Below are 12,518 nucleotides of genomic sequence, written 5' to 3'. Positions count from 1 at the left end.
TGTCGAAAAAGTTCTGCCAGGCCTTTCCTAAATCAGCGATTGCCAATTGCAAGGTTCGGGCCGAGAGCATGTACTGCCAATCAGCTTTATTCGCGACCAGTTCGTTACGGACAGCATACATACTTGGTTTTGAACTAGCTTCATCAATGGTGTGTAAATCGTACATATCATTCCAGGTAGCTAGGCCCTCATTCCAACAGTATCTGCGATAATTACAAAGACGATCCATCATCTTTTCCATGTGGTGATTTGGGTAAAGTCTTACCTTTTGTGTTCTTATCAAGCTCATCACCGCCCATCAAATCAGAATCATTTTTCAATTTACGTTCATACTTCCGTAGCCCATATAGTTGGTGAGCGATGTGCCGTAAATTTACCGTTGCGATCCCACTCTTGCAAGGTTCGAACGGTAAAGCCCAGACGCTTTGCCATTTCATTTGGTTTAATCATTGCCACGCTATCCACCTCCATATTATCTTTCTATGGATAGCACATCATCATTTTCCATATTCATCTACGCATTTCTATGTTATTCTACTTTTTTGCCAATGATTAGTTCCTCCTTAACTGCGCCAGCAATTGCTGCCAATCCGCCGGCACCGGGCTCTCAAACACGCGATCCTCGTGAGTAAAGGGATCGGTGAACCGCAGCGTCCGCGCGTGCAGCGCCTGACGCGTCATGCCGCCAAGCTCCGGCCCCTCGTACAAGTGATCGCCAACCAAGGGATGGCCTAAATAAGCGAAGTGGGCGCGGATCTGGTGGGTCCGGCCCGTGTGGAGCTTAACGGTAACGACCGTCGCCTGTGCGAATCGCTCCTGGACCCAATACTCGGTCAACGCGGGCTTTCCCGCCGGCGAGACCATCTGATTGTACCCCGTGGGATCACTGGCTAGCGGCGCATCAATCCGCCCGTGGTCCTGCGGCAACCGGCCACTCACCACGGCCAGATACCGCTTATCCACCTGCTTTTGGGCCTGCAACTGGCTAGCCAGACTATTGGCTAACCGATGCCGGGCCACCCACACAACGCCGCTGGTGAACCGATCGAGACGGGTCAAAATGTGGGGAACCTGGTTCTCGGCGTGACTGGCCGCCCAGTGCCCCTTGATTCGATTAACCAGTGTATCGGTACGATTGGCCGGACCCGGAACCACGTTTAATCCGGCGGGCTTATCCACGACCAGCCAATCCCGATTCTCAAATAAAATTTTGATTGGCACCGTGCTGGTCGCCACAGCGGGATCAGCCGCCTCGGCGGGCAAGGTCACCGCCACCGTATCCCCCACCTGAAGGCTCACGGCGGGAGTGACCGTCGTTCCATTGACCGCAATAGTCCCATTTTGTTTCAAATCACTAAAAACGCGGTGACTCACGCCCTGCTGGTTCAAGAACCGCTTGAGACTCGTCACCGGCGCCGTTACTTGCCACGTTAATTCCATACCACAATTTTCCTTCCATCGGTGGCGTCCATCGTGTCACGCGAGATGGCGCGTTTACTCATCAACCAGGTCCACCATCCAGTCCAGATCATCGTTGCGATTATTCAACCACTCCGGATGGCTGGCTAGGCCCTCATTGATGCGTACAATGCGTCCAGCAAAGGGAAAATGTAGCGTTAATTCCTCGTTTGCCCCGCTGACAACCATGAATGGCGTGCCCATATGAACGCGACCGGTTGTGACCTGCCACGTAATCTTCTGAACGGGCCCCAACAGCTCACGACCGTCATCAGCAAATCCGATTCGGACCACGCCCTGTTCCTTAGGTGTTAGCCATAAAGCGCTGGCGCTTACTTCAAGTTTATCAATCATTCTCGTCACCCCGCGTGTCCTGACCTGTCTGGCCCAACGTCGTTTCGTAAATTCCGCGACGTTTCTGACCATGGAAAATCTTCCAATCACGATATATTTTAACATAGCCGCAGAATCGACGGGAGTTATTTCACCCTTTTCTAGTCAAAGTCGGTATAATAGAAATCATCAAAGGGGGAGAACATGATGATGATGTCACACAACATCTTAACGGGGACACTGATTTTAATCGCGGGAATTGTTTTACTGGTCTTTGTCCTCTTTAAGTTATTTCCACAAACAAACAAGACTGGCAATCAGGATACGCGGGTCTTATTGGTAATCTTCACACTGGTTGCGGTGGGCCTGCTTGGCATGGGGAGCTGGGTTTGCTTGATCTAACGTGCCCCTACGAAAGTCGCACCGAACTCTAGCCAAATGGCAAGTGACCATCCGAGCTGACTTCAAGGTTGGCCACGACCGTACTCGGCTAAAAGCGACTGCATACACAAAAGACGTTGATCAACGGGATTTTTCTCGTCGGTCAACGTCTTTTTAAGTTCTATTCTACATAGTCGTTTGACGTTTCTAAGTTATCCGTATTTTTCGCATGCGTTCCTTGCTGCTCGATTTCTTCCAGCGTGCGGCCCTTGGTTTCTGGGACACAGAAGCGAACGAAGGCCACGCCCAGTAAGCAGATGACCCCGAAGATGGCAAAGACCGCTTCCTGCGACATCGCAGCCGTCATGACCGGGAACAACAGACCGACCGCAAAGGAGCCAATCCAGTTAAAGGATGACGCCAGGCCGGAAGCCCGTCCCCGAACGGCCAACGGGAAAATTTCTCCGACCAAGACCCAGGTCAATGGCGCCCACGTGAAGGAATAAAACGCAACGTAGATGGACAGGAAGACCACAATCAGCATGGGATTGCTGTTGAGTCGCGTCACGTTTAGGAAGGCTGGCAACAGGAAGGATAAGCCCATCACGGCACCCCCGAGAATCAGGAGCGTCCGGCGGTTAAACTTATCGGCAATCCACAAGAAGACCAGTGAGCCGACGACTAGGATAATCCCCTGGATAATCGGCCACATCAGCGCGTTGCTGGCGGCACTCCCGGTCGCTTGCTGCACGATCAATGGGATGTAGTAGAAGATGGCATTAGCGCCTTGGAACTGCTGGAATGCCGCGATACCGACCCCGGCGATGACCAGATACCGATATTTCCCGGAAAATAGCGTGGCCCATGAGGTGTTCTTTGCCGCTACACTTTCGGTCTTGGCCGTACTCTGAATGGTCGTCATTTCCGTTTCGATTTCAGCGGCCGGCCGAATGTAGCTTAGGACCGTCCGGGCGGCATCTAACTGGCCACTCTTGATCAGGAAGCGTGGTGATTCAGGCAACCGTAGAACTCCGGCAAACAAGATGATGGCGGGCACCGCCGCGGACCCTAACATTAAGCGCCAGGCAAAGGCTTCTGGTAACCCCTTCAAGAGAAAGTCGACCACGTAGGAGATCAACATCCCGGAGACAATCATCGTCTGGTTAATCCCGGTTAAACGACCCCGTAAGCGTGCCGGAGACATTTCGGACATGTAGGCTGGGACTAACGCCGAAGCGGCCCCCACGGCCAATCCGAGGAAGATCCGGACGCCAATCAAGTAGTATTCCCCCAGGTTCGGGACCATGGCGGACATCAGGGAACCCAGCGCGAAGATGAGTGCCGAGATCAAGATCATCTTCCGGCGGCCTAATTTATCCGATAGCTGACCGGAAATGGCCCCACCGAAGATGGCCCCAAACATGACGGCCGAGGTAATCCAGCCAATCAACGTGGCGTTGGACAGGCTCCAGTCCGTTTCCAAAAAGGGCAAGGCCCCCGTCATGACACCAATATCATACCCGAATAAGATACCCCCAAAGGAGCCGAAAAAATAGATGTAACCGCTTGAAATTTTCTTGTTGCCTTTCACGCAAATAACCTCCTAAAAGTCTCTCTAACGTGTTCTCTCTGCCAAAAATGACGCTAGTTTGAATTGGTCCGATAAATCATCGTTAACGAATCAATGCCAGTGAAGACAACGCTTACCCAAAAGCAGGTAAAACGTTTTCACTAACGCAATACAAGTAGTTTAAACCGGTTGTACGGATAAATCAATGATTAATTTTATTATGCGGATAACTTTTCAAAGCGCTTTCTTTCCCAAATCCCGGTATGAAAGCAACCGCTTGCTCTCAAAAATTTTTCAAAAATTGATGGTTAAGCGCCAAAAAAAGTGGCTCATCCAAAGTCCCCACCCGCTAGGAATGGAAACGCTCTGATGAGCCACTTCATAGAAACTTTTCGGCCAACCCTATATTCGGGGGTTGAAACCTGATATCATTCGTTTAATCCAAATGCTTCACAACGCGGGCCGGGTTACCGGCAACGACCACGTTGTCCCCGAAGGACTTGGTGACCACGGCACCGGCGCCGACGATCACGTTGTTCCCCAACGTAACGCCGGGACAGATGATGGCACCGCCACCGACCCAAACGTCATCGCCCAAGGTCACGGGACGGCCAATGCCCATGGCCCCGTTCCGCCGCAACTTAGGATCGGCCGGGTGATTAACCGAGTAAATCTGGACTTTCGGCCCGAGCAGGCAGTGCTTGCCGATCCGAATGGGGGCCACGTCCAGCATGACGCAGTCGTAGTTGGCGAAGAAGTCTTCGTCCACGTAGATGTTGTAGCCGTAGTCACACTTGAAGTCGGCATGAACGCTGACGTCCTTACCGGTAGAACCAAAGAGCTTCTTAATCAGCTTCTCGGTCTGTTCAGGATCGCTTTCGCCCAAGGCATTAATCGCCTCAACCTGCTTTCTGGCAGCGCCCCGTTGTGCCACTAACTCATCGTCGTAGACGTCAAAGAGTTCGCCGGCAACCATTTTTTCTTGTTCTGTTTTTCCCATATTTCTCTTCCTCCTTAATTGACACTTCATGAAACCTAAAAATTACAACGTATGTGGACCACAAACATTACTATGAATACGGACTTTTCACCTGCACAACTGACGATGATGATCGCCTTACCGTTCGCCAAATTTGGTCTGGAACGCGGTGGGAAGGACCGGGAAAAGCCAAAACCCGTCTTTTCCCTCGCTTTGAGCCGAAAGACACGTCTCAAAGACGCCAGTTTCCAAGCAAAATCACTTGGAAACTCCCACGGCTGAGACCAAATTTGGCTCACTCACGGCTACATCTGATGTTACCAATTAACGTGGAGCAACGTTGCCATTCCAGCGATGTCACCCGCCATTTAATGGGTTTCAACTTTCGTAACCGAAGGCAGCCAGAGATGTAGGTAGCCGTGACAGCGGTGTTAGCTGTGCAGCAGCTTACAGCGCGGGACGAGTTTGGAGACTGACGATTTTGGTCAGGCTTCAAACCGAGCTGGAGGACCGCTTCTCAGGCCGCAGGCGGTCCCCACAGCGCCGGAATCTCTGGCAGCCGCAGGTGATCGTTGACGATTAATCTAACAGTGCCAAGCCTTGTTAGCTGGAAATAGATCTGCATGTCCAAAGTCGTTGCAATCTTTAGCTGATAACTCAAAATAAAAATGGCCGAGGCCGCTCTCGGCAACCCCAACCATTTTTATCAGTCGTTAATGACTATTTGATGAATGCTTTGTTCATGTTAACCATGGTTGCAAAGTCTTCCATTTGTTCTTCAGTCAGAGCAAATGAGAGCATGGTGTGGTGACCACCACCGGCTTGCATCCAAGCTAAGGCACCCTTTTCAAGACCAACCTTTGGCGTCCAGAGTTGCTTAGCAACTGGCAAGTTAGGGGTCTCAGCTTCTGGCTTGTGAGCAGCTACAGCATAGCTGATCATCTTGAAGCCATCACGGAAGTCAGAAACCGTAACGTCAATGGCGTCGCCTTCTGAACCAGTGAAGACCAGACGTGCAGGGTCAGCCTTACCACCGATATCCAATGGGTGAACTTCAACACGAGGCTTGTCGGAAGCGATCGTTGGGTCAACTTCCAGCATGTGAGAACCAAGAATAGCTTCGTGGCCCTTACGTAAGTCAAGCGTGTAGTCTTCCATGAAGGCCGTCTTCTTACCGTGGGACATGATCTTCATGACACGGCCAAGCGCAGCGGTCTTCCAGTCACCTTCGGCACCGAAGCCATAACCGTCACGGATTAACAATTGTGCGGCTAAGCCAGGGAGTTGTTCCATACCCCAGAGGTCTTCGAAGTTCGTGGTGAAGGCAGTGTAGCCACCCTTTTCCAAGAAGCTCTTGATCCCGATGTATTGTTGTAATTGAACACGTACTGAGTGCTTGTAAGTTTCAGCATCGTTGTCACCTTGAACCATGGTGTACTTGCTTTCCAAGTCAGCGTATTCCTTGTCGATGTCAGCATCCTTAACCTTGTTGATTTCTTCAACTAAGTCACCGATACCGTAGTAGTCAACAGTCCAGCCCATTTGGATTTGTGCTTGTACTTTGTCACCTTCAGTAACGGCAACGTTACGCATAGTGTCTCCGAAACGTGCAACCTTAACCTTGAAGCTTTCGTTGTAGGCAACGGCAACATCTTCCCAAGCAGCAATCTTGTCTTGGACTTCAGCATCGCCCCAGTAACCGTAGACGATCTTGTTGTTCTTCTTCAAACGTGCATTGATGTAAGCATATTCACGGTCACCATGCGCACTTTGGTTCAAGTTCATGTAATCAAAGTCAATGTCAGCGTATGGGATGTTGTTTAAGTATTGCGTAGCCAAGTGAAGTAATGGCTTTTGTAACAATTCAGTCCCACGGATCCAGTTCTTGGCTGGAGAGAACGTGTGCATCCAGGTAATAACCCCGGCGACCTTATCGTTGTAGTTAACTTCCTTCATGAAGTTAGTGATGCTTTCAGCAGTCGTCATAACATCCTTGAAGACAACCTTGTAAGGCAATTTGCCGCTGGCGTTTAACTTGTCAGCGATGTCTTGTGCATCTTTGGCAACAGACTTTAATTGTTCTTCACCATAGAGATGTTGACTACCGGTAACAAACCAAAATTCATAATCAGGAACTGATAACATAATTTAAGCACTCCTTCTATATATGATTGTTAGTAAAGCATTGATACCCAATTATTCACGCGCCGCATGACTCTGCGACTTGGCATTGTTTTGCCCATAATAAGCGTTCTTACCGTGCTTACGGTAATAGTGCTTATCCAACAGATATTGTGGCAATTCCAGATTCTTGTGCGTCAATTGCATGGAGTGGTAATCCTCTTCAGCAACAACTTCCAAGACCTTGGCGTTGTACACGGCCTTGTCTGCGGTTGGTCCCCAGGCAAATGGTCCGTGTTGGCTAACTAAGGCAGCTGGAATGGCTTCGTAATCCAAGCCACGTTCCTTGAAGGTCTTGACAATGGTTTTACCCGTATTGCCTTCGTAATCTTCTTCGATCTCTTCCTTGGTCAAAGCATCGGCCGCTGGAACATCACCGTAGAACGTGTCGGCGTGAGTCGTGTTCATAGCTGGGACGTCTAAGTTGGCGCCAGCAAAGGAAACAGCCCATGGAGAGTGCGTGTGCACAATCCCACCAATATTTGGAAATGCGTTGTAAAGTACCGTATGCGTCGGGGTGTCACTGGAAGGGTTCATGTCCCCTTCAACAACTTCACCCTTCAAGTTTACGACGACCAAGTCGCTAGGCTTTAACTTGTCGTAGTCAACCCCGGAAGGCTTGATGACGAACAGACCCTTTTCCCGGTCAATTCCGGAAACGTTACCCCAAGTAAAGGTAACCAGGCCAAGCTTAGGCAGCTTCATGTTGGCTTCGTAAACTTCTTGCTTTAATTCCTCTAACATTCAATTAACTTCCTCTCTTAGTCGCTAATTGCATCGCCAGCGGTAGCTTCCACCGGCAAGCCAGCTTGATACTTTTCGATGAACTTCTGGTAACCCGCAACCCCTTCAGGTTCTGGGCTCAACGTCATGGATTCTGGGTTGGTGAACACTTCTTGATCCAAGAAGTCTTCCAGTGATTCATCGGTATCGCGCTTAGCATAAACAGCTAAGACCGCCATCCCCCATGGACCACCTTCGCCGGCAGTACTCATAACAGTGATTGGAACGTTCAACGCATTGGCCAAGACTTGTTGACCAATAACTGGTGTCCGGAACAAACCACCTTGGGCAATCATCACATCGGTATGAACGTGTTCTTGATTAATCAAGATGTCCATCCCAATCTTCAGTGGTGCAAAGGCAGCGTATAACTGCGTTTGCATGAAGTTAGGTAAGCTAAACTTGCTGTTTGGTGTCCGGACGAATAATGGACGACCAGCCTTAATCTTGGTGATGTTTTCACCAGATTGATAACTGTAGTTCACTAAGCCACCGGCATCTGGATCGGCCTTTGCTGCTTCCAAGAAGAGCGTTTCGTACAAACGGTCTGGCTTCAAGTCAACCCCGAGTCGTTGCGCAAATTCGTTGAAGACGCTGGCCCAAGCATTAATATCTGAAGAACAGTTGTTAATGTGGACCATGGCTACTGGTGAGCCATCTGGCGTCATCACGATATCGATATCGCGGTAAACCTTGGTCAAAGGCTTGTCTAAAACGTTCATGGAGAAGGATGAGGTCCCGACGGAGATATTCCCAGTCCGCTTCCGCACACTGTTTGTACCAACCATCCCGGTACCAGCATCCCCTTCAGGTGGGGCCATCACAGAACCGGCTTCCAAGTTGCCATTAGCATCCAGGAGTTTAGCCCCTTCAGCGGTCAAATGACCGGCAACCTTACCAGCTGGTAAGATATCAGGCAAGATATCTTCGATGTCCCAAGGGTATTGCTTAACGTTGTCGAGGTTGCTGAATTTCTTCAACATCGTCTTGTCGTAAGAACCCGTCTTGTCATCGATTGGGAAGACACCGGAAGCATCCCCAACACCCAAGACCTTTTCGCCAGATAATTTCCAAGTTACATACCCAGCCAATGAGGTGATGAAGTTGACGTTGCGAACGTGGTCTTCACCATTCAGGATAGCTTGGTACAGATGGGCAATACTCCACCGTTGTGGAATGTTGAAATCGAACAACTTGGTCAATTCATCAGCGGATTGTTCCGTGATGTTGTTCCGCCAAGTCCGGAACGGTACCAACAGTTCGCCACTCTTATCGAAGGCCAAGTAACCATGCATCATGGCACTAACCCCAACGGCACTAATCTTGGTCAAAGCACTGTGGTACTTGCTTTGAACGTCAGCGGCCATTTGTGTGTAGCTTTGTTGGATTCCCGTCCAAACTTCGTCGATCGGGTATGTCCAGACACCGTCTTCAAAGCGGTTTTCCCAAACATAACTGCCTGAGGCGATAGTATTGAAGTCATCAGTGACCAATACCGCTTTAATCCGGGTTGAACCTAACTCAATCCCTAAGGAAACCTCACCGGCTTCGATAGCGCGAGTCGTTTCAACTAAGTTCATTTAACTTACCTCCCAATAATTTTAAATCGAGAATTACTAGTTGTTAGCTGCTTCTTTCTTAGCAGCATGAGCAGTCCCACGTGCTTCGATTTCTTCAAGAGTGTGACCACGCGTTTCTGGAACACAGAAGCGGATGAACAGAACACCCAAGACACAGATGACACCGAAGACAGCGAACACAGCTTCTTGTGACATTGCAGCCGTCATGATTGGGAAGATCAAACCAACAGCCCATGAACCGATCCAGTTAAAGGATGAAGCTAAACCAGATGCACGGCCCCGGATAGCCAATGGGAAGATTTCACCAACCAGAACCCAGGTAAGTGGTGCCCAAGTGAATGAGTAGAACGCAACGTAGATAGATAAGAAGACAACGATCATCATTGGACTTGCGTTAGGAACTAACTTGTTAATGATAGCTGGTAACAGGAAGGACAAAGCCATTACTGAACCACCCACAGTCAACAGCGTCCGACGATTGAATTTTTCAGCAATCCAGATGTAGAGTAATGACCCAAGAACTAACAGAACACCTTGAATGATTGGCCACATCAGAGCAGAACTTGCGGCATTCCCAGTTGCTTTTTCAACAATCAGTGGAATGTAGTAGAAGATCGCGTTGGCCCCTTGGAATTGCTGGAAGGCAGCGACCCCAACACCGGCGATAACCAAGTAACGGTACTTGCCGTTGAACAAGGTTGCCCATGAGGTCTTTTCCAAGTTACTTTCTTCAGTCTTAGCAGTATCTTGAATGGACTTAACTTCTGATTCAACTTCGTCTGGCTTACGAACGTAGGACAGAACCGTCCGTGCTTCGTCTAACTGACCAGACTTGATTAAGAAACGTGGAGATTCAGGCAACCGGAGAACACCGGCGAAGAGGATGAAGGCAGGCACAGAAGCCAAACCTAACATTAACCGCCATGACAAGTTGCCAGGTAAATCCTTCAAAACGAAGTCGACAATGTAAGAAATCAACATCCCAGAAACAATCATGGTCTGGTTAATCCCTGACAAACTCCCACGTAACCGTGCCGGTGCCATTTCTGACATGTAGGCTGGGACTAAGGCTGAGGCAGCACCAACGGCTAACCCCAAGAAGATCCGCATCCCGATTAAGTAGTAAGTCCCACCGTTAGGCGCGAACCCACAAAGGATTGACCCAATGGCGAAGATTAAGGATGACATCAGAATCATCCGCCGCCGACCTAATCTATCGGCTAATTGACCGGCAATTGCGGCACCGAAGATGGCACCGAACATAACTGATGATGTAACCCAACCGATTAATGACGCGTTAGTCAACGCCCAGTCGGTCTTCAAGAATGGTAAGGCACCGGTCATAACACCGATATCGTAACCGAAGAGAATTCCACCAAATGATCCAAAGAAGAATATGAAACCACTTGAGACTTTCTTTTTCGCTTTCGCTTCCAAATTTCGTTCCTCCTAAGTTTAAAGGGGTAAAGATAAAAAACAAATAATGGCTTTTCCCGCTTAACTATTGATAGAAATGCAACCGCTCCCCTGTTTAATCGTCGTTTGTACTGGCCGGCCAGCACGAAATTAACGATTAACTTTGTGAAGCGTTTTCATTTCTGAACAAACTTAGTGTATTATATTTATACGCATAAATCAACACTTATTTTTTATGTGCGGATTAATATTGGGGGTAATCCCTTGATATGACGCGGTTTTAATTGATTTATTTTTTTGAAAGCGTTTCCGAATCGTGTTAAGTTAAGCGTTTTACGTTTATCGCATCACTTTCAATAATTCTCCATTCCTTGCAATTTATTCGATAGCTGACAAGTCACCATTCGGTTGGCCCCAGTAATCGGGTGATCATTACTAAACGCACGAACCCCCACGCGTGACGCCATTCCCTTGATGAGCAAGCCTGCTTAGCCGGCCACGATTCTGGTGGTCCAGTCCTACTCCCCAGCAGTCAATGCATTAATTTACTAAAAAAGCGTGCCAAAGAGCGGCACGCCAAGGTTTGGCTCAATTTATTCATTTATCACAGCCGAACAACCGAGGTTGGTTCAAAATTCATCCTAACCTATCTGAGGCCGACTTCGGTGCCCCGGTGGACTGGCGAATCACCAATTCCGGTTCGTAGGTAATCGACTGCACCGGTTGCTTGTTCAGAAGCTGGAACATCATCCGGCCAGCATCCTCACCCATGATTTCCTTCTCATGGTTGAGCGTGGTCAGCCCCGGACTCATGTACTGGGACATTTGATAGTTATCAAAGCCCACGATCGAGATGTCCTGTGGCACCCGGAAACCCTGTTCCTTCACGAAGGCCATGACTGGAATCGCCAATTGGTCATTGTAACAGGCAATGGCGGTCGGCCGTTCCGCATCCTTGAGATAGGACGCAATCCGACTGGTAATCCGGGCAAAGTCATCCCCCGACTGGTACATAATCAGATTGCTCTTATAGGAAATATCCGGATGTTCTTGGTACGCCTGCACGAACCCATTCATCCGGTGAACGCCCTGAATATCATCCACCTGGAAGATGCCCAGAATGCTCTCGTGACCAATGTGCAACAGGTGGTCGATGAGCTTCTTCTCGGCACTCACGTCCGCGGTGGTCACGTACGGAAAGTCCAGTTGTGGATAGGCCGCGTTAATGAAGAGAACCGGGATCTGGTCGTCCTTAATCTCCTGGTACAGGTCCATATTGGGGTTGGGCAAGGCACTTTGCGTGGGTTCGATGATGAGCCCCGCCACCTTGCTATTCAGCATGTTGATCAGGTTCTTGCGTTCCTTATCATGGTTGTTATGCGTGTTCCCCAGCAACAGCGAGTAGCCGCCGTCGGAGATCACCTTGTCCATGCCGTAGATAATTTGTGGAAAAATGTAGTCGGCAATGTGGGTCGTAATGACCCCAATCATCTTGCTATCATTCTCGGTGGTCCAATCTTTGTGCCAGTCCTGGACGAACATTCCCCCGCCTTGAATGCGGTAAATGAAATGCTCCGTCTCTAAGTCCCCCACGGCTCGTCGAATGGTATAACGCGAAACCTTAAACTGTTCCATCAGTTCCGTCTCAGTTGGTAGCTTTTCGTCAATCGGATACTTCCCCGAAAGAATCGCTTCTTTAAGGGAGTCCTTGACCCGTTGGTATTTATTTTCCATGTTTACTCTCCCATAGTCTGTAACCAATATGCACTGCAGCACTCCCGTTGGTAACGCTTTAGCGACTCTGCGCAAAGCGTCCCGCACCCAAATCGGCTGTTAC

At 49.4% G+C, this 12,518-nt stretch carries 12 protein-coding genes; 1 reads left to right on the top strand and 11 read right to left on the bottom strand.

The window, feature by feature from the left end; genetic code table 11:
- The 4 genes from HEQ50_RS02690 to HEQ50_RS02675 form a co-directional block, all read right to left on the bottom strand.
- Nucleotides 1–289: helix-turn-helix domain-containing protein (locus HEQ50_RS02690; protein WP_232842656.1), on the bottom strand; the 289-nt coding region annotated here is incomplete at its 3' end.
- A gap of 38 nt (nt 290–327) precedes the next feature.
- Nucleotides 328–456, bottom strand: coding sequence for a hypothetical protein (locus HEQ50_RS02685; RefSeq protein ID WP_370520124.1), 129 nt, complete (start codon nt 454–456; stop codon nt 328–330).
- A gap of 96 nt (nt 457–552) precedes the next feature.
- On the bottom strand, nt 553–1,440 hold the full coding sequence (locus HEQ50_RS02680) for an RluA family pseudouridine synthase (protein ID WP_168898991.1): 888 nt from the start codon (nt 1,438–1,440) through the stop codon (nt 553–555).
- Nucleotides 1,441–1,494: 54 nt separating this feature from the next.
- Nucleotides 1,495–1,812 (bottom strand): glycine cleavage system H protein (lipoate-binding), encoded by a 318-nt coding sequence (locus tag HEQ50_RS02675; RefSeq protein ID WP_168898990.1) that lies wholly within the window; start codon nt 1,810–1,812, stop codon nt 1,495–1,497.
- A 183-nt stretch (nt 1,813–1,995) separates the two neighbouring features.
- Between HEQ50_RS02675 and HEQ50_RS02670 the strand changes: the two genes are divergently transcribed.
- Complete coding sequence (locus HEQ50_RS02670) at nt 1,996–2,193, top strand: hypothetical protein (RefSeq protein WP_168898988.1); 198 nt, start codon at nt 1,996–1,998, stop codon at nt 2,191–2,193.
- A 160-nt stretch (nt 2,194–2,353) separates the two neighbouring features.
- On the opposite strand, the gene HEQ50_RS02665 is transcribed toward HEQ50_RS02670, so the two are convergent.
- The 7 genes from HEQ50_RS02665 to HEQ50_RS02635 form a co-directional block, all read right to left on the bottom strand.
- Nucleotides 2,354–3,763, bottom strand: coding sequence for a sugar porter family MFS transporter (locus HEQ50_RS02665; protein WP_168898986.1), 1,410 nt, complete (start codon nt 3,761–3,763; stop codon nt 2,354–2,356).
- 415 nt (nt 3,764–4,178) lie between these two features.
- Nucleotides 4,179–4,742, bottom strand: a complete 564-nt coding sequence (locus HEQ50_RS02660; RefSeq protein ID WP_168898985.1) for a sugar O-acetyltransferase — start codon at nt 4,740–4,742, stop codon at nt 4,179–4,181.
- Between the two features lie 699 nt (nt 4,743–5,441).
- Complete coding sequence (gene araA / locus HEQ50_RS02655) at nt 5,442–6,866, bottom strand: L-arabinose isomerase (RefSeq protein WP_168898984.1); 1,425 nt, start codon at nt 6,864–6,866, stop codon at nt 5,442–5,444.
- A gap of 51 nt (nt 6,867–6,917) precedes the next feature.
- Nucleotides 6,918–7,646, bottom strand: a complete 729-nt coding sequence (locus HEQ50_RS02650) for an L-ribulose-5-phosphate 4-epimerase (RefSeq protein WP_168898982.1) — start codon at nt 7,644–7,646, stop codon at nt 6,918–6,920.
- Nucleotides 7,647–7,663: 17 nt separating this feature from the next.
- Complete coding sequence (locus tag HEQ50_RS02645) at nt 7,664–9,265, bottom strand: xylulokinase (protein ID WP_168898980.1); 1,602 nt, start codon at nt 9,263–9,265, stop codon at nt 7,664–7,666.
- 36 nt (nt 9,266–9,301) lie between these two features.
- A complete protein-coding gene (locus tag HEQ50_RS02640; RefSeq protein WP_168898979.1) occupies nt 9,302–10,702 on the bottom strand; it encodes a sugar porter family MFS transporter in 1,401 nt (466 codons plus the stop codon).
- 615 nt (nt 10,703–11,317) lie between these two features.
- Nucleotides 11,318–12,415 carry a GntR family transcriptional regulator gene (locus tag HEQ50_RS02635; RefSeq protein ID WP_168898977.1) on the bottom strand — a complete coding sequence of 366 codons (1,098 nt, stop codon included), beginning with the start codon at nt 12,413–12,415 and terminating at the stop codon, nt 11,318–11,320.
- Nucleotides 12,416–12,518: the final 103 nt, after the last annotated feature.

It is taken from the genome of Lactobacillus sp. HBUAS51381 (genome assembly GCF_012641095.1).
Taxonomy (GTDB): Bacteria; Bacillota; Bacilli; order Lactobacillales; family Lactobacillaceae; genus Levilactobacillus.
Note: the sequence above shows the minus strand (reverse complement) of the source record. Positions and strands in the feature narration are given on the sequence as shown.

What these genes read in the sequence shown, in the direction of transcription:
- HEQ50_RS02660 (WP_168898985.1), bottom strand. Translation starts at nt 4,742, where the DNA reads ATGGGAAAAACAGAACAAGAAAAAATGGTTGCCGGCGAACTCTTTGAC.
- HEQ50_RS02675 (WP_168898990.1), bottom strand. Translation starts at nt 1,812, where the DNA reads ATGATTGATAAACTTGAAGTAAGCGCCAGCGCTTTATGGCTAACACCT.
- HEQ50_RS02635 (WP_168898977.1), bottom strand. Translation starts at nt 12,415, where the DNA reads ATGGAAAATAAATACCAACGGGTCAAGGACTCCCTTAAAGAAGCGATT.
- HEQ50_RS02670 (WP_168898988.1), top strand. Translation starts at nt 1,996, where the DNA reads ATGATGATGATGTCACACAACATCTTAACGGGGACACTGATTTTAATC.
- araA (WP_168898984.1), bottom strand. Translation starts at nt 6,866, where the DNA reads ATGTTATCAGTTCCTGATTATGAATTTTGGTTTGTTACCGGTAGTCAA.
- HEQ50_RS02650 (WP_168898982.1), bottom strand. Translation starts at nt 7,646, where the DNA reads ATGTTAGAGGAATTAAAGCAAGAAGTTTACGAAGCCAACATGAAGCTG.
- HEQ50_RS02680 (WP_168898991.1), bottom strand. Translation starts at nt 1,440, where the DNA reads ATGGAATTAACGTGGCAAGTAACGGCGCCGGTGACGAGTCTCAAGCGG.
- HEQ50_RS02645 (WP_168898980.1), bottom strand. Translation starts at nt 9,265, where the DNA reads ATGAACTTAGTTGAAACGACTCGCGCTATCGAAGCCGGTGAGGTTTCC.